The sequence below is a fragment of the Prodigiosinella confusarubida genome (assembly GCF_002847015.1).
GTDB classification, from domain to species: domain Bacteria; phylum Pseudomonadota; class Gammaproteobacteria; order Enterobacterales; family Enterobacteriaceae; genus Prodigiosinella; species Prodigiosinella aquatilis.
In genome coordinates, this window is the sequence record NZ_CP025085.1 from 80,698 (window position 1) to 98,783 (window position 18,086).

Here is an 18,086-nt window from a genome sequence, read left to right on the forward strand (position 1 = left end):
TCTTTTTACTATAATCCATTCGTTTTCAGAAATGCCTCTCCGCCAATCTGGTGCATCTGTCTCAAAATCCATTGCTGTCTACGTATGACATAGACTGATGGGGCATTGGCATGATAGTGAATAGGGTTAGGTAATACAGCAGCCAACATTGCCGCCTCGCTGGCAGTCAGACGGCTGGCTGGCTTCTTGAAATAATATCTGGCCGCACGCTCGACGCCAAACACGCCTGGTCCAAATTCAGCGATATTAAGATATACCGTCAGAATACGGCGTTTGGTCCAGACTAGCTCGATGGCGACCGTTAACCCGGCCTCCAGACCTTTGCGAAACCAACTACGGCTATCCCACAACATCAGATTTTTCACTGTTTGTTGTGACAAGGTCGATGCGCCTCGAATACGTCCTTCGTAGCGTTCATTGTGTCTGAGAGCCGCATTGATCGCTGCAAAATCAAATCCCCAATGATACGGGAACTTCTGATCCTCTGCCGCAATGACAGCTAATGGCATCGCCGGTGCGATCTCATCCATCGAGACCCAATCGGAGTGGGCCACATAAGAAAAATTTCCATTAAACCAAGCCGTTAGTTGTCTATCAACCATCACAGTCGAAAAAGGTACTGGCAAGAAAGCAAACAATAATATTTCCAGCAGCCAGAACCCCAACACCACCAGTATCGCCCGGGAAATCCAACGTTTTGTCGTCACGAAAAGACGAGTGCGGTAACGCTCCGGCCTCATTCAGTCAAAGCCAGTACACGAGAAACCAACTTCTCAATACCTGTAGCAGCTTCACTAATGGAATTCGCTAACATATAGGCTGGCGTAGTCACAATCTTGTTATCAATGTCGACCACAATATCATTCACTGGACAAACGACATGGGTACCGCCCATCTCCTCAATGGTTTCTGCTGTTTCAATATCATTGCCAATGGTAAGGCGAACAGGAGTTTTAAGCAGTTTTGGTAAAATGGCTGGAGCGATGCAAATAAAACCAATTGGTTTGTTTTGCTTATAAATTTCATTTGTTAGTAATTTCAGGTCTTCATCAACTTGGCACGCTGCACCACGGATGGCAAAATCACTCAAATTTTTTGCAGCACCAAACCCACCAGGAACAATGAGTGCGTCAATCTGCCGTGCGTCCGCCGCAGACAAAGGCTGGATTTTCCCTCTGGCGATACGTGCGGACTCCGCTAAAACATTGCGTTTCTCGCTGGTTACTTCCCCGGTCAGATGATTCACTACATGCAGTTGCTCCTTATCTGGAGCGAAGCAAACAGCTTCAGCACCAGCCCGATCAATTGCAAGCAGAGTCAAGACAGCTTCGTGAATCTCTGAACCATCAAAAACTCCACACCCACTAAGTACGACGCCGACTTTTTTCATCATATAAACCTCATTTCATTACATCAACTAATTGATTTTTTGATTGACAAACACTAATCTACATAACACATTTTAATGATTCTTGTAACAAACGGCGCTATATTTGCTATGGTGTTTGTTGCCAGAAGATGTAATTCCACACACACCTGCGAACTAACAACTTTGAGAGCAGATTGCAGGTGTACAAGTTTCCCTGGTGTTGGCGCATAATTCGCGCACCCCGGCTTCGGTCGGGGTCATTTTTTTTCAGCTTCTGAAACCCAATCCTTCAGCATTTGAACATCATGACGCCAATCATGCTTTAGTTCGTCAATCCACTCCTGAACGTTATCCCACCAAGCCGGCAATGTTGTGGTCTGAATCTGCTGGGCTACCTGCTGCAAATGCCGTAACCCTACCGTTCCGGCCGCACCTTTGATTTTGTGTCCTTCTTCCGCGATACCTTTCTGATCACGTGCCGTCATATTGGAATCCAGTATTGCCAGATAGCCCGGCATCATTTGCTCGAACATCGCCAGACTTTGATGAATCAGTTTCGGACCAATCAAATCGAGATATTGTTCCAGCATGGCGATATCCAACGTGTTTTCCTGAACCGACTCAGGAATATCTTCCGACACGACAGGGGCGTCGCCTTCATGATGATCCCAATACTGTTTGATGACGGCAGTCAGTGCCGGCACGGAAAGTGGTTTGCTCAGCACATCGTCCATACCTGCATCCAGATATTCTTTTTTGTCCTTGAGTACATTGGCCGTCAACGCAACCAGCGGCGGCAGATCCCGATGGGCATAACGCTCACGCAGCTTACGAGCCACATCCAGACCCGTCATATCCGGCAACTGGATATCCAGCAGCACCAGGTCAAACTCGTCAGGATCAAACATATCCAGCGCCGCCTGACCGGTCATTGCCACATCGACGCTATTGCCCAGTTTTTCCAGTACCGAGCGGGCCACCACCACATTCAACTCAATATCTTCCACCAGTAAGACATTCAGTGCCGGCAATGGTATGTCTTCCTCACCTTCGGCATCTGCGCTCTCTCCTTCCACCGCTGGCGCCACGACTGTCAAAGTGAAACAAGAACCTTTGCCCAGTTCACTGGTAACAAGAATGTCGCCGCCCATGTTCTGCGCCAAACGCTTCGATACTGCCAGACCGATGCCGGTTCCGGTGGCCGGTTTGCCGCCATTCTGATCCTTTACCTGATAGTACATGGAGAAGATTTTTTCTAACTCATCGACGGGAATGCCCATACCGGAGTCTTCAACCTCAAAGCACAGCTGATCACCTGGTCCATACTCCACTCGCACCACAATGTTTCCCTGCTGGGTAAACTTCACAGCATTACTCAGCAGGTTCCACAGGATTTGACGTAACCGGGTACCATCCGTAATGACGCTCTTCGGCAAGGGTTGATGCAGTTCCATTTTTAATCGCAGCCCTTTCGGTTGCGCCAGCAACCCACCCAGATTCTCCAGGTCGACGACAAAGCCTTCAAAATCTATCGGCTGATTATCCAGTTGAACCTTACGGCGTTCCTGCTTATCCATTTCAATGACATCGTTGAAAATATTGCCCAGCGTGATAGCGCTGACATGGATGGTCTTCAGGTATTTCTGCTGTTCCGTATCCAGATGTGTATCGAGCAGAATACGGCTTAAACCGACAATGCCATTAAGCGGCGTACGAAGCTCGTGGCTGATTGTTGAGATGAAAGTGGTCTTCTCCCTGCTCGCATTCTCTAACGCGTCCTGGTAACGCTTACGCTCCGTTATATCGCGTCCAAACCCCATCAACCCATGTCGTTTTCCCATTCGGTCATAAAATGGTACTTTTCGTAGTTCAAAACAGGCCTTGCGCCCATCGGGGTATACCAGCCACTGCTCATAGGTCAGGGAAACATTATGACGGAAAACTTTTTCATCGGTTTCCATCACTTTTTCCGCAATTTCTGGCGTGTAAACATCGATTGGTGTCAGACCAATCAGCTGCTTCTGGCTTTTGCCAAGCAACAATTCCATCGCACGGTTGCAACCAGAGAACTCTTTATTTTCATTACGATAATAAACCAGGTCTGGTGAAGCATCGAGAAAGGAACGCAGCAAGGCTGATTGTTGCTCTAGCTCAACCTGCGCCTGTTCCCGACGAGACATCTCCTCGCGCAATTTACTCACCATCAGCAGACGAGCGTCTTCGGCTTTGATACGATCCGCAATTTCCTGATTAAGCTGAACAATATTATCTTGTAATTGTTCATTCAGTTGCTGGTCGCGATGACGCATTTCCTCCAACTTGGCTACCAGCTTGGCAAGCCGCTGACGCGACTCTTCCAGTTGTTCCACCACGACAGAAAGGAAATAAACCGCCCAGGGAGTGATCACCAGGCCAAAAAAGATGGATCGCACAACATCAATACTGGTGACTTCACCACTGAGCAATAGTGTTACCGCCATCTGCACCACCAGTGCCAACAACACCAGCACCGAAGCCAGTAGCAGAGAAAAACGGACAAGACCCAGTTTTACCATTAAATCAACGTAGTACTGAGCCAATAGCCGGATTTGCTTCATAGTGTTTTTCCTTAGTCGTGGACCCGCAAATCATACCGTAAAATAATAATGAGCGCGGTAAATGAGCAGTTAATTTGCGAACCGCCACGAATATCGGTCTTCAGGCAGGATGATACTGATAGGGGTGGCCTAATGCAGAGCCTTGCACACCATGTTCCAGCAAATAGTTGTTGAGTCCAACCATGCCGGTCCAGCGATTTTCACACCACAGTGGGGCCAGCAATGTGGGTCGGCGGGCACTGGCAGAAATCCGGTGAAAAACAATTTCCGGTGGCGTATACCGAATCATTTCCCCGGCGATTGCCACATAATTTTCCAGTGTCAGTTCCGATAACCGCCCGGCTCGCCATGCTTTAGCCATAATACTGCCATCCACAATGTGTAGCGGGTGCAGCTTTATCCCCTCAACACCTGTATCAACAACCTGTTGCAGCGTTGACAGACAACATTTGGCATCTTCTCCAGGCAGACCGACAATAAGATGACAGCAAACCTTTAGGCCACGAATATGGGCACGATAAACCGTTTCCTGGTAGCAGGAAAAATCATGTCCACGGTTAATACGATGCAACGTTTTATCACTCGCGCTTTGCAATCCCAGTTCCAACCATACCTCATAACCTTGCTCCCGATATCCGGCCAGTAAATCCAACACAGCGTCCGGGACGCAATCAGGCCGGGTTCCCACACATAATCCAACCATCTCCGCCTGTTCCAGTGCCTGGCAATACATGGACTCCAATACCTGAACTTCAGCGTAAGTACTAGTATAGGCTTGAAAGTAAGCCAGATAACGTTTAGCACGATTTACCTTTCCTGCCTGCGTCTCCAGCTGCTGGGTGATACTAATTTGTTGCATGTGTTCATCCGCAAATGACGCCACATTACAAAATGTACAGCCTCCACGCCCCAGAGTGCCGTCCCGGTTTGGGCAATTAAACCCACCGTGCAGCGTAAGCTTATGGATCTTTTCCCCATAACGACGCTGAAGGTCACCACCAAACATATTGATTATTTTTTGTAATTGCATATTCTGTTCTTCCCCCGCAGGAACAGCAGCCTACTCTTTCATCTGTTTTACCGCGATGACTATGATCAATCCCGCTCCGGCGCGTTAAAGTGCATGGTTATTCATTTTTATTGAAAATAAAATCATATCCCAGCCGATTAATTTTTCTTATCCTCCCAGCCGATTTCATTAAAAGATGACGTGAAGATAAAAAACAGTGACATAAAGTAAAAAATTAGATTCAAACAGAATAAGATGCCGATAAGAGAAGATATAGCAGCATGTCGCGGTCATAATTCATCATTAGCATAGTGATACAGCTCACATTTAAATGACTCCTCGTATCTTGCCAACACCTTCTTTTAATTGTAAAAATGCTTATCTTTCATATGAATAAGTAAATATTATCCCTGAAAGTCAGGTTTGATATTGATATTTGACCTGAACAGGGTTTCTCGCTAATTTGGGAATCCGCTGGAAGCTTTCCTGACGAGATGATGTCTCGTCATATTTATGCAGTAAGAAGAAGACTCCCTCATCAAGCAAGTTATTACCACTTGTGAGATCGTCACGATAGGCCGGAAAAGAGAGCGGCAAAACCCACTGACGCTATATTTACGTCAGTTGGATATCGCTCGCACAAAGGTGCCCGCTGACTGGTGGGAGAGAGTCATATAGAGCCTGGGGAGGTTCACTGAATATGTTGTACGATGCATCCCAAGAGAGAGACAACTGTGGTTTCGGATTAATCGCCCATATAGAAGGTGAACCGAGCCATAAAGTAGTGCGTACTGCCATTCACGCGCTTGCCCGTATGCAGCACCGTGGCGCGATTCTTGCTGACGGCAAGACCGGTGACGGCTGTGGTCTATTGCTTCAGAAACCTGACCGCTTCTTCCGCTTGGTCGCCGAAGAGCATGGTTGGAGGCTGGCGAAAAATTATGCCGTCGGCATGATGTTCCTTAATAAGGATGAAGAGAAGGCCCGTGCCGCCCGCAAGATTGTAGAAGAAGAGTTGCAGAATGAAACCCTTTCTGTGGTTGGCTGGCGCGAAGTGCCCACCAATCCGGATGTCCTGGGTGAAATCGCGTTGTCCTCACTGCCGCGTATTGAACAGATCTTTGTGAATGCTCCGGCAGGTTGGCGTCAACGTGATATGGAACGCCGCTTATTCATGGCGCGCCGCCGTATTGAAAAGCGCGTACAAGATAACGATTTCTACGTGTGCAGCTTCTCCAATGTAGTGAACATCTACAAAGGCCTGTGTATGCCGACGGATCTGCCGCGTTTTTATCTGGATCTGGCAGACCTGCGTATGGAATCAGCCATTTGCCTGTTCCATCAACGCTTTTCCACCAATACCGTACCACGCTGGCGTCTGGCTCAACCGTTCCGTTATCTGGCGCACAACGGTGAGATCAACACCATTACGGGGAACCGTCAGTGGGCCCGCGCTCGTGCCTACAAATTCAAAACGCCGCTGATCCCGGATCTGCAAGATGCGGCCCCATTTGTGGACGAAACTGGCTCGGACTCCACCTCGCTGGATAATATGCTGGAACTGTTTCTGGCTGGCGGGATGGATATCGTGCGCGCCATGCGCCTGCTAGTGCCACCGGCATGGCAGAACAACCCGGATATGGATCCGGAACTACGTGCTTTCTTCGACTTTAACTCTATGCACATGGAGCCATGGGATGGTCCGGCAGGTCTGGTACTGTCTGATGGGCGTTATGCTGCCTGTAACCTGGACCGTAACGGTCTGCGTCCAGCACGTTATGTCATCACTAAAGACAAACTGATTACTTGTGCGTCTGAAATTGGTATCTGGGATTATCAACCGGACGAAGTGATCGAAAAAGGGCGTGTCGGGCCAGGTGAACTGATGGTTATCGATACCCGTAATGGCCGCATCCTGCACTCAGCAGAAACCGATGATGATCTGAAAAGCCGCCATCCCTACAAAGAGTGGATGGAAAAGAACGTTAAGCGCCTCGTGCCGTTTGAAGAGTTACCTGATGAACAAGTGGGTAGCCGCGAGCTGGACGATACCATGCTGGAAACCTATCAGAAGCAATTTGGTTATAGCAAAGAAGAGCTGGATCAAATCCTGCGCGTGCTGGGTGAGAACGGTCAGGAAGCCACCGGTTCCATGGGTGATGACACCCCGTTTGCCGTGCTCTCCAGCCGTCCGCGTATTATTTATGACTATTTTCGCCAACAGTTTGCCCAGGTGACGAATCCGCCTATCGACCCACTGCGCGAAGCACATGTTATGTCGCTATCAACCTGTATCGGTCGGGAAATGAACGTATTCTGTGAAGCGGAGGGTCAGGCCCATCGCCTGAGCTTTAAATCACCGATTTTGCTCTACTCCGATTTCAACCAGTTGATCAATCAGGATCAGCAGCATTACCGTGCGGACAGGATCGATCTGACGTTCGACCCAAAACAGCAGACGCTACAGGAAACGGTTGAAAAACTGTGCGACGAAGCGGAAAACAAAGTCCGTGACGGCGCAGTATTGCTGGTACTTTCCGACCGGAGCATCACGCAGGATCACCTGCCAGTACCGGCACCAATGGCGGTAGGCGCCATTCAGAGCCGTCTGGTGGAGAAGAGCCTGCGTTGCGATGCCAACATCATCGTTGAAACCGCCAGCGCCCGTGATCCACACCATTTTGCGGTACTGCTCGGCTTTGGTGCTACTGCCATTTACCCTTATCTGGCCTATGAAACACTGGCCCGGATGGTAGATAATCGCACCATCGAGAAACCATACCGTACCGTGATGCTGAACTACCGTAACGGCATCAACAAAGGTCTGTACAAGATCATGTCAAAGATGGGCATTTCAACGGTGGCGTCCTACCGCTGTTCCAAACTGTTTGAAGCCGTCGGTTTGCACCAGGATATTTCATCCCTCTGTTTTCAGGGTGTAGTCAGTCGGATCAGCGGGGCCAACTTCAGTGATTTTGAGCAAGACCTGCTTAATTTGTCAAAACGCGCCTGGTTGAAACGTCATACATTGGACCAGGGCGGTTTGCTGAAATTCGTTTACGATGGTGAATACCACACCTACAACCCGGATGTGGTAAAAACGCTACAGGCAGCAGTTCACAGTGGTAAATACAGTGACTATTTGCAATATGCCAACCTGGTAAACCACCGTCCGGTGGCGACGCTGCGCGATCTCCTGGCGCTACAACCACAGGAAGGAGCGGCCATCGCGCTGGACCAGGTGGAACCGGCGACAGAGCTGTTCAAACGTTTTGATACGGCTGCCATGTCTATCGGTGCGCTCAGCCCAGAAGCCCATGAATCACTGGCTGAAGCCATGAATAGCCTGGGTGGTTTTTCCAATTCCGGTGAAGGTGGCGAAGACCCAGCGCGTTATGGCACCAATAAAGTATCCCGCATCAAGCAGGTTGCCTCCGGTCGATTTGGCGTTACACCCGCTTATCTGGTCAATGCTGATGTTATCCAGATCAAGGTCGCGCAAGGGGCCAAACCAGGTGAAGGCGGCCAGTTACCGGGAGATAAAGTAACCCCATATATTGCCAGACTGCGCTATTCAGTGCCCGGCGTTACTCTGATTTCACCACCGCCACATCATGATATTTACTCTATCGAAGATTTGGCTCAGTTGATTTTCGACCTGAAACAGATCAACCCAAAAGCCATGATTTCAGTCAAACTGGTTTCTGAGCCGGGAGTAGGTACTATCGCCACTGGTGTGGCTAAAGCCTATGCCGATCTGATTACTATTGCCGGCTATGATGGCGGCACCGGCGCCAGCCCGTTAACATCAGTGAAATATGCTGGCTGTCCGTGGGAGCTTGGTCTGGCAGAAACCCAGCAAGCATTGGTGTCTAACGGTTTACGTCACAAAATCCGTCTGCAGGTGGATGGTGGACTGAAAACCGGTCTGGATATTATCAAAGCGACCATTCTGGGTGCGGAAAGCTTCGGCTTTGGTACTGGCCCAATGGTAGCTCTCGGCTGTAAATACCTGCGTATCTGTCACCTGAATAACTGTGCTACAGGTGTTGCCACCCAGGATGAAAAACTGCGTCGCGATCACTATCACGGTCTGCCAGAACGCGTAGTTAACTACTTCAATTTTATCGCGCAGGAAACCCGTCTGCTGATGGCCGAGCTAGGTGTAAGTCGTCTGGTCGATTTGATAGGCCGCACTGACCTGCTACTTGAACTGGATGGTTTCACTGCCAAACAAAACAAGCTGGATCTGTCACCGTTACTGCATACTGCACAACCTCATCCAGGTAAGGCGCTGTACTGTACCGAGAATAATCCGTCATTCGACAAAGGATTACTCAACAAAGCGCTGGTGGAGCAGGCTCAGTCACATGTCGAATCCAGGCAAGGCAAAGCACTCTATTTCGATATTCGTAATACCGACCGCTCTGTAGGCGCCACCTTGTCCGGTGTGATTGCTGCACGGCATGGCGACCAGGGACTGGCGAGTGACCCGATCAAGGCTTACTTTAACGGTACAGCCGGGCAAAGCTTTGGTGTCTGGAACGCTGGTGGCGTTGAGCTGGCTCTGACCGGTGACGCCAACGACTACGTAGGTAAAGGCATGGCGGGCGGTATTATCTCTGTGCGCCCTCCCGTCGGCTCCGCGTTTCGCAGTCATGAAGCCAGCATTGTCGGCAATACCTGTCTGTATGGTGCCACTGGCGGTAAGCTGTTTGCCGCAGGTCGTGCCGGAGAACGCTTTGCCGTACGTAACTCCGGTGCGATTACCGTAGTGGAAGGTATCGGCGATAACGGCTGTGAATACATGACTGGAGGTATTGTCTGTATTCTGGGCCGCACCGGCGTCAACTTCGGTGCAGGTATGACTGGCGGTTTCTCGTATGTTCTGGACGAAGACGGTGAGTTTCGTAAACGCGTCAACCCAGAACTTGTGGAAGTGCTGGACGTAGAGAATCTGGCGATTCATGAAGAGCACCTGCGTGGACTAATTACCGAGCATGTTCATCATACCGGCTCCCAGTATGGCGAAGAGATTCTGGCCAACTGGCCGGCATGGGTATCAAAATTTGCTCTGGTTAAGCCAAAGTCAAGTGATGTGAAAGCGTTGTTGGGTCATCGTAGTCGTTCCGCAGCTGAGCTGCGGGTACAGGCGCAGTAAGAGGTCATCATGAGTCAGAATGTTTATCAATTTATCGACTTACAGCGCGTTGATCCGCCCAAAAAACCGCTGAAAATTCGTAAAATTGAATTTGTTGAGATTTACGAGCCGTTCTCGGAAGGCCAGTCAAAAGCCCAGGCAGATCGCTGCCTGGCATGCGGTAACCCTTATTGTGAATGGAAATGCCCGGTGCATAACTACATTCCAAACTGGCTGAAACTGGCTAACGAAGGGCGCATTATTGAAGCGGCAGAGCTGTCACATCAAACCAATAGCCTGCCAGAAGTTTGTGGCCGCGTCTGCCCTCAGGATCGGTTATGTGAAGGTTCCTGTACACTGAATGATGAATTCGGTGCGGTTACCATCGGAAACATAGAACGATATATCAATGATAAAGCCATAGAAATGGGCTGGAAGCCGAGCGTAGCCGACGTTCAACCTACCGGCAAGCGTGTGGCGATTATTGGTGCCGGGCCCGCAGGACTGGGCTGTGCCGATGTGCTAACCCGCAGCGGTGTGAAAGCCGTAGTGTATGATCGCCATCCTGAAATTGGTGGACTGCTGACTTTTGGTATTCCATCGTTCAAGCTGGGAAAAGAAGTGATGATTAAGCGCCGCGAAATCTTCACCGAAATGGGTATCGAATTCCAGTTAAATACCGAAGTGGGTAAAGACATCCAGTTAAGCGACCTGCTGGAAGAATATGATTCCGTATTCCTGGGTGTCGGGACTTATCAATCCATGCGTGGTGGGTTGGAAAATGAGGATGCGCTGGGCGTTTATGATGCACTGCCATACCTGATTGCCAATACCAAGCAACTGATGGGGTTTGCCACCACAGAGGATGAGCCTTATGTTTCCATGCAAGGTAAACGTGTGGTCGTTCTAGGTGGTGGTGATACCGCAATGGACTGCGTGCGGACGTCAATCCGCCAAGGCGCTACGCATGTCACTTGCGCCTACCGCCGTGATGAAGAAAACATGCCTGGATCCAAGCGAGAAGTGAAAAATGCACGAGAAGAAGGTGTGGAATTCAAATTCAACCTGCAACCGATGAGTGTGGAAATCAACGACTCGGGTAAAGTGTGTGGGGTGCGTATGGTGCGCACTGAGCTCGGTGCGCCGGATGACAATGGACGCCGCCGTCCAGAGATTGTCGAAGGCTCAGAGCATGTGCTGGAAGCAGATACCATTATCATGGCATTCGGCTTTCGCCCGCATAAAATGGACTGGCTGGCCAAACATGATGTGAAACTGGATAGTCAGGGGCGTATTATTGCGCCAGAAAACAGTGACAGCGCATTCCAGACCAGTAATCCAAAAATCTTTGCCGGTGGTGATGCTGTCCGAGGTTCGGACCTGGTTGTTACTGCCATTGCGGAAGGTCGTAAAGCCGCAGAGGGCATCCTCAACTTCCTTGAAGTGTAACCACGACAAACCAGACAAAAGGCAGCTCAAGCAGTTGCCTTTTGCTTTTTTGGTACACCCGAAACATGCCCTTCATTCAGATTTTCACGATACGGACTGATCAATGACATCCTGCTCTGTCAGCATCGGTGTTTGCTGCACAAAATCGTAATAATCAGGTTTGTTATCAATGTAGATTTGAGAAATCATCTGCTTTTCCCCGTCAGGGAACAGGCCAGCAGAGAACTCATAAGTTTCTGGTTCAAACAGCTTATAAAACAAATGCGTTCCACACTTACTGCAGAAGGCGCGCTCAGCCCAGTCAGAAGAACGATACGATGTAATATTCTCTTCTCCCTCAATCGTCACGCCATCTGGACACTCAATCGCCATCAGTGGCCCGCTGCCCCACTTTCGGCATACGCCACAATGACAAACACTAACCTCGTGAGTGTATTGCTCAGGAATAGTTATCGTTACTGCGCCACATAAACAGCTACCTTTGCTGGTTTGCATCACATGTACCTCTAGCAATGTTAGTAATGGATAAAATTTTACTAACCAGGGTATTTCTTTTATTTTTCAATTCACTGGATAATAAAAAAGAGCACTATCGTGTGCCCTTTTTTATCATTAGAGACTGTTATTTGACAACCCGCAATGCCGGCCTTCCGCCCCGGGGGGGCTGTGGTGGGTCATCATTGGGATTACCATCGTCATCTGTTGCTGACGGTTCGTTATCCACCACAGATATCAAAGCCGTTTTATTCTCATCCTGATCTTCAAGCTCATCAGTAATAGCTTCATAGGCAGGTTCCGGTTCAAACATGGTACCCGCCCCATTTTCGCGGGCATAAACCGCCATGACCGCCGCCATCGGGACAAAAACTTGACGTGGCACACCACCAAAACGTGCGTTGAAGTGAACGCTATCATCAGCCAGTTCGAGATTACCTACAGCACGAGGGGCGATATTCAAAACAATCTGCCCATCGCGGGCAAACTCCATCGGCACCTCTACACCCGGGATGCTGACATCTACGACCAGATGTGGTGTCAGTTGGTTATCCAGCAGCCAGTCATAAAAAGCCCGCAGTAAATACGGACGACGTGGAGATAACTGAGACAACGCCATGTAGTTTAACCTCTGGTTTGTAAACGGATTTCACGTTCAGCTTCTGTGAGGGAAGCCAGAAACGCATCACGTTCAAAAACACGCGTCATGTAGCCTTTCAGCTCTTTCGCACCAGACCCTACCAGTTCAATGCCCAACAGCGGCAAACGCCATAACAGTGGAGCCAGATAACAGTCAACCAGACTGAACTCTTCGCTCATAAAATAAGGTGTTTCGTTAAATACCGGAGCAATGGCCAGTAGCTCTTCACGAAGCTGTTTACGCGCTACATCCGCTTCCTGTGCATTACCCTTCATAACCGTGTTCATCAGGGAATACCAGTCAAGCTCAATGCGGTGCATCATTAGACGACTGTGACCACGTGCTACCGGATATACCGGCATTAAAGGTGGGTGCGGGAAACGCTCATCAAGATATTCCATGATAATGCGCGATTCATATAATGTGAGCTCACGGTCAACCAGTGTTGGCACTGAGCCGTAAGGATTGAGGTCAATAAGATCCTGCGGCAGATTGTCCATGTCTACCTGCTCAATTTCGACACTAACCCCTTTTTCTGCCAGCACAATGCGAACCTGATGGCTAAAAATGTCGGATGGACCGGAAAACAGCGTCATTACCGAACGTTTGTTGGCAGCGACAGCCATGAAAACCTCCAAGTTTATCGAAAAAATACGGCGAAGAACCGATCGAATATTATCCTGCAGGCCTTGCCGCGTTTAAATTTCCTACGGACTGCGGGAAACCGCTGACGACATCTGTCATTTTCTCAAAAATCACCAGCTGGCAAACAGGCACAAAATCGGCAAATAGTGTATCAGATTTTGTTCGTTTTGTGGGGATATAAGCACGCTTTCATAGTTAACCCCTAATAAATAAAGGTTATTTTTTAGACATTACGTATATCAGGTGAAAAAAACCCGGTGACCAGCACCGGGTTCTTGGCATTAATTCCGCTGCAAAGCAGCCAAAAATTAACGCTTGGAGAACTGAGGACGACGGCGTGCTTTACGCAGACCGACTTTCTTACGTTCAACCTTACGAGCATCACGAGTGACAAAGCCAGCTTTACGCAGCTCAGCACGCAGAGACTCATCATATACCATCAACGCACGGGTAATACCGTGGCGAATTGCACCTGCTTGACCAGAGATACCACCACCTTTAACGGTGATGAACAGGTCAAATTTTCCAACCATGTCGACCAGTTCCAGCGGTTGGCGAACTACCATACGTGCAGTTTCGCGACCGAAGTACTGTTCCAGACTACGCTGGTTGATAACGATGTTGCCACTGCCCGGTTTGATGAATACACGAGCGGCAGAACTTTTGCGGCGACCAGTGCCGTAATATTGATTTTCAGCCATTGCCATTAATCCCGATTAAATGTCCAGAACTTGCGGTTGCTGTGCCGCGTGATTGTGCTCATTACCCGCGTAAACTTTCAGTTTACGGTACATAGCACGACCCAGCGGACCCTTCGGCAGCATGCCTTTAACCGCGATTTCAATCACACGCTCAGGATGGCGGGCAATCATCTCTTCAAAGGTCGCTTCTTTAATACCACCGATGTAACCGGTGTGATGATAATACATCTTGTCAGAACGTTTGTTGCCAGTTACAGCAACTTTTTCAGCGTTCAGAACAATAATGTAATCTCCAGTATCAACGTGCGGAGTGTATTCCGCTTTATGCTTGCCGCGCAGACGACGAGCCAGTTCAGTAGCGAGGCGACCTAAAGTCTTACCGCTCGCATCAACAACATACCAGTCGCGTTTTACGGTTTCTGGTTTAGCTGTAAAAGTTTTCATTAAAAGCTTACCCAATTTAAGTTACACGTTGGCGAACACCCAAACGCTTCAATAAATAGTGTTGAGGTTCACACGGCTATCTAGTCCAGCAAACCTACCCCTTCGAATAGCTATTGCCAGCACGATAAAGTTTCGGGAAAAAAACTTTGTTGTAACGTGGGGTCGCAAGATTATAGAGAAGTCGGTATCAAAGGTCGACCCTTTTTCTATCGTTTCCCGTAGAAAAAGGGATCTATTTCTATGCAAGGTGGAGCTGGCTCTATGCAAGGTGGGGCTGGCGCAAATACTCCTCGCTTTGCATCTCCTGTAGACGGGACAAACAGCGTTGATATTCAAACTTCAGATGTTCGCCCTGATAGAGGTCAAACATCGGTACCTGGGCAGAAATGATGAGCTTCACCCGTCGCTCATAAAACTCATCCACCAGCGCCAGAAAACGTCTGGCAGCATTTTCTTCTTTTGTTCCCATCACCGTGACGTTATGCAACAACACACTATGATATAAGCGGGAAAGCGCAATATAGTCATTCTGGCTACGAGCCTCGATACACAGTGTAGAGAAATCCACCGCCACTACACCGTCTCCGGCGCTCAGCGTTGCCAACGGGCGATGATTGATTTCCAGTACCGGTCCGGCAGTTGTAATTTTCTGCCCGGACAGTCGGCTGAATATCTGGCGCATCGTCGTTTCCGTCGAGGCATTCAATGGTGTCAAATACAGATGCGCCTGGGTTAACGTGCGTAGACGATAATCAATCCCCGCATCCACATTTAATATGTCACAGTGTTGCTTAATCAGGTCAATTGCAGGTAAAAAACGTGAGCGCTGTAATCCGTTACGATAAAGCTCATCCGGCGGGATGTTGGATGTTGCCACCAGTGTAATCCCCCGCGAAAACAAGGCTCTAAGTAATTCTGCCAACAGCATTGCGTCAGTAATATCCGATACAAAAAATTCGTCAAAACAGAGCACATCCGTTTCGGACTTAAAGCCATCAGCAACTTTTTCCAGCGGATTCTCCTGCCCTTGCAATTGGTTCAGTTCCTCATGCACGCGCAGCATAAAACGATGAAAATGCAGACGTAATTTTCGTTTTGACGGCAAACCATGGAAAAACAGATCCATCAACCAGGTTTTCCCTCGGCCTACACCACCCCACATGTAAAGCCCTTGTACCGGTGTCGTTGTTTCTTCCCGTCCCCCCAACCATGAACGCCACTTCCCCAGCAGCCCTGTGGGTGGAGTCTGAATGTCCTGCACATGTTTAACCAATTCCTGATGAATATTATTCAGCCGAATCACCGTCTGGTATTGTACTTCATCCGGCTGATACTCCTGCGCTGACAAAGCCTGCTGATAAAGCGTCAAAGGGGTTACTCTCTGCATAGCTCCAAAATCCCTGAGAAAAAAGTTAGTTATATTTTATCGCGTGTTAACGTCGATTTGGCCCGTAATCGTAGCAGTTAACCACCTTGCAGCCGTAAGCAATACCATAATACCTTATGACATCTCGCTTCGGGGCTCCACTCAGGCAAGGTTAGCGGTTATAGTGGCTATTATTAAGTGGAAAAACCCTACGGGACAACTAAGTCAAAATAGGAGTCATTATGACCTGGGAGTACGCGCTGATTGGACTAGTTATCGGTGTCATAATTGGTGCTGTCGCTATGCGTTTTGGCAATCGTAAACTGCGTCAGCAACAGGTATTGCAAAATGAACTGGAGAAAAGCAAAACGGAATTGGAACAATATCGCCAGGAGTTGGTTGGGCATTTTGCCCGTAGCGCAGAGCTACTGGACAACATGGCAAATGATTATCGTCAGTTGTACCAGCATATGGCGAAAAGCTCCAACAACCTATTACCCAATTTACCCACGCAGGATAATCCGTTCAGATATAGCCTGACGGAAGCCGAAGCGGATAACGATCAGGCACCAGTAGGCATGCCACCCCGTGATTATTCTGACGGCGCTTCAGGTTTGCTGCGCGGCGAACGCCCTGCCAGCAAGTAAACACAAGATACCACTCTCTACCTGTGAGGCCTCTTCGGCCTCATCATGTTCTTTTGTCTTCAACTGTAAATTTACATGAATTATGGTTACATTCTACTGAAGAAAGGTCAGTGAACTTTACATCATAATCCCCGGTCTGACTCTTCATCATGGGTTTGGGTTTATATATCATCGTTTTATTCATACGCAGGTCGTGAGAGAGTTAACAATCAATGAAAAAAACATCGTTGTTATGTAGCGCATTGGCAATAAGCATAGCTTTATCCTTATCATCTCTACCTGCGGCATACGCTGCATTACCGGCAGTGGTACAGGGTCAGCAACTCCCCAGCCTGGCGCCTATGCTGGAAAAAGTCTTACCTGCTGTGGTCAGCGTACATGTTGAGGGTACGCGAATTCAGCGTCAGCAGATTCCTGAAGAGTTTAAATTTTTCTTCGGGCCTAACACGCCATCTGAAGAACAGAGCTCTCGGCCATTTGAAGGCTTGGGATCCGGCGTAATCATTAATGCAGCCAAAGGATATGTGTTAACCAACAACCATGTCATCAACAATGCTGACAAAATCCGTGTACAACTTAATGATGGCCGTGAATATGACGCAAAATTGATTGGTCGCGATGAGCAGACCGATATTGCGCTGTTGCAGTTAAACGATGCCAAAAACCTGACTGAAATTAAAATAGCAGACTCAGACCAGCTTCGTGTCGGTGATTTTGCCGTAGCAGTGGGCAACCCTTTTGGCCTGGGACAAACTGCCACATCCGGGATTATTTCCGCTCTGGGCCGTAGTGGCCTGAATCTGGAAGGGCTGGAAAACTTCATTCAGACTGACGCGTCAATCAACCGCGGTAACTCTGGTGGCGCACTGGTCAATCTTAACGGCGAACTTATTGGGATTAATACCGCCATTCTGGCTCCAGGGGGCGGAAATATCGGCATCGGCTTTGCCATCCCCAGCAATATGGCTCAGACCTTGTCTCAACAATTGATAGAGTTTGGTGAGGTAAAACGCGGGTTGCTGGGTATCAGAGGCAGTGAAATGACCTCTGAAATGGCTAAAGCTTTCAAGGTAGATGTACAACGCGGTGCATTTGTTAGTGAAGTATTACCAAAATCAGCTGCTGCAAAAGCAGGGATTAAAGCAGGTGATGTACTAACCTCGCTGAATGGTAAAACCATCAGTAGCTTTGCCGAACTGAGAGCGAAAATTGGCACTACCGCGCCAGGTAAAACCGTTCGAGTCGGTCTGTGGCGTGATGGAAAACAGCTGGAAGTTTCTGTCATCCTGGGCAATAGCGCCACCACTGCCACCAGAGCTGAGTCTCTCTCACCGGCTCTGCAGGGAGCGTCACTAAGCGATGGTCAGTTGAAGGATGGCAGCAAAGGTGTAATTATCGATAACGTGACCAAGGATACACCGGCCGCCAAGATTGGATTACAAAAAGGCGATATTATTGTCGGTATCAACCGGGAGCGGGTGGAAAACATCGCCCAACTGGGTAAAATTATAAAAAGTAAACCTTCGGTTATGGCGCTGAACATAATGCGTGGTGACCAAAGCATTTATTTGTTGTTACGCTAAG

At 48.8% G+C, this 18,086-nt stretch carries 14 protein-coding genes; 4 read left to right on the plus strand and 10 right to left on the minus strand.

What is annotated here, in order from left to right:
* Nucleotides 1-8: 8 nt before the first annotated feature.
* From mtgA to mnmL, 4 genes are all read right to left on the minus strand, one after another.
* Nucleotides 9-740: a monofunctional biosynthetic peptidoglycan transglycosylase gene (gene mtgA, locus CWC46_RS00360; protein ID WP_021014180.1), complete on the minus strand. Its 732-nt coding sequence runs from the start codon at nt 738-740 to the stop codon at nt 9-11.
* The gene (gene elbB, locus CWC46_RS00365) at nt 737-1,390 is read right to left on the minus strand and encodes an isoprenoid biosynthesis glyoxalase ElbB (RefSeq protein WP_037381098.1); all 654 of its coding nucleotides are present in this window, start codon (nt 1,388-1,390) and stop codon (nt 737-739) included. The genes mtgA and elbB overlap by 4 nt, the downstream gene beginning before the upstream one ends.
* Before the next feature lie 236 nt (nt 1,391-1,626).
* Complete coding sequence (gene arcB / locus CWC46_RS00370; RefSeq protein ID WP_021014178.1) at nt 1,627-3,966, minus strand: aerobic respiration two-component sensor histidine kinase ArcB; 2,340 nt, start codon at nt 3,964-3,966, stop codon at nt 1,627-1,629.
* A 100-nt stretch (nt 3,967-4,066) separates the two neighbouring features.
* Nucleotides 4,067-4,996, minus strand: coding sequence for a tRNA modification radical SAM protein MnmL/YtqA (gene mnmL, locus CWC46_RS00375; RefSeq protein WP_021014177.1), 930 nt, complete (start codon nt 4,994-4,996; stop codon nt 4,067-4,069).
* A 679-nt stretch (nt 4,997-5,675) separates the two neighbouring features.
* Here mnmL and gltB point away from each other — a divergent pair.
* Both gltB and CWC46_RS00385 read left to right on the plus strand, forming a co-directional pair.
* Nucleotides 5,676-10,136: a glutamate synthase large subunit gene (gltB, locus tag CWC46_RS00380; protein WP_021014176.1), complete on the plus strand. Its 4,461-nt coding sequence runs from the start codon at nt 5,676-5,678 to the stop codon at nt 10,134-10,136.
* A gap of 9 nt (nt 10,137-10,145) precedes the next feature.
* Nucleotides 10,146-11,564, plus strand: coding sequence for a glutamate synthase small subunit (locus tag CWC46_RS00385; protein WP_021014175.1), 1,419 nt, complete (start codon nt 10,146-10,148; stop codon nt 11,562-11,564).
* 84 nt (nt 11,565-11,648) lie between these two features.
* On the opposite strand, the gene CWC46_RS00390 is transcribed toward CWC46_RS00385, so the two are convergent.
* From CWC46_RS00390 to zapE, 6 genes are all read right to left on the minus strand, one after another.
* Nucleotides 11,649-12,059, minus strand: a complete 411-nt coding sequence (locus tag CWC46_RS00390; RefSeq protein ID WP_021014174.1) for a GFA family protein — start codon at nt 12,057-12,059, stop codon at nt 11,649-11,651.
* Nucleotides 12,060-12,186: 127 nt separating this feature from the next.
* A complete protein-coding gene (gene sspB, locus CWC46_RS00395) occupies nt 12,187-12,678 on the minus strand; it encodes a ClpXP protease specificity-enhancing factor (protein ID WP_021014173.1) in 492 nt (163 codons plus the stop codon).
* 5 nt (nt 12,679-12,683) lie between these two features.
* Nucleotides 12,684-13,325: a stringent starvation protein SspA gene (gene sspA / locus CWC46_RS00400; RefSeq protein ID WP_021014172.1), complete on the minus strand. Its 642-nt coding sequence runs from the start codon at nt 13,323-13,325 to the stop codon at nt 12,684-12,686.
* Between the two features lie 327 nt (nt 13,326-13,652).
* Nucleotides 13,653-14,045: a 30S ribosomal protein S9 gene (rpsI, locus tag CWC46_RS00405; RefSeq protein WP_021014171.1), complete on the minus strand. Its 393-nt coding sequence runs from the start codon at nt 14,043-14,045 to the stop codon at nt 13,653-13,655.
* A 15-nt stretch (nt 14,046-14,060) separates the two neighbouring features.
* On the minus strand, nt 14,061-14,489 hold the full coding sequence (gene rplM / locus CWC46_RS00410; protein WP_021014170.1) for a 50S ribosomal protein L13: 429 nt from the start codon (nt 14,487-14,489) through the stop codon (nt 14,061-14,063).
* 259 nt (nt 14,490-14,748) lie between these two features.
* Nucleotides 14,749-15,876, minus strand: a complete 1,128-nt coding sequence (gene zapE, locus CWC46_RS00420) for a cell division protein ZapE (RefSeq protein ID WP_021014169.1) — start codon at nt 15,874-15,876, stop codon at nt 14,749-14,751.
* A 221-nt stretch (nt 15,877-16,097) separates the two neighbouring features.
* On the opposite strand from zapE, the gene zapG reads away from it, so the two are divergent.
* Both zapG and degQ read left to right on the plus strand, forming a co-directional pair.
* Nucleotides 16,098-16,502, plus strand: a complete 405-nt coding sequence (zapG, locus tag CWC46_RS00425; RefSeq protein ID WP_021014168.1) for a Z-ring associated protein ZapG — start codon at nt 16,098-16,100, stop codon at nt 16,500-16,502.
* A gap of 212 nt (nt 16,503-16,714) precedes the next feature.
* Nucleotides 16,715-18,085, plus strand: a complete 1,371-nt coding sequence (degQ, locus tag CWC46_RS00430; protein ID WP_021014167.1) for a serine endoprotease DegQ — start codon at nt 16,715-16,717, stop codon at nt 18,083-18,085.
* Nucleotide 18,086: the final 1 nt, after the last annotated feature.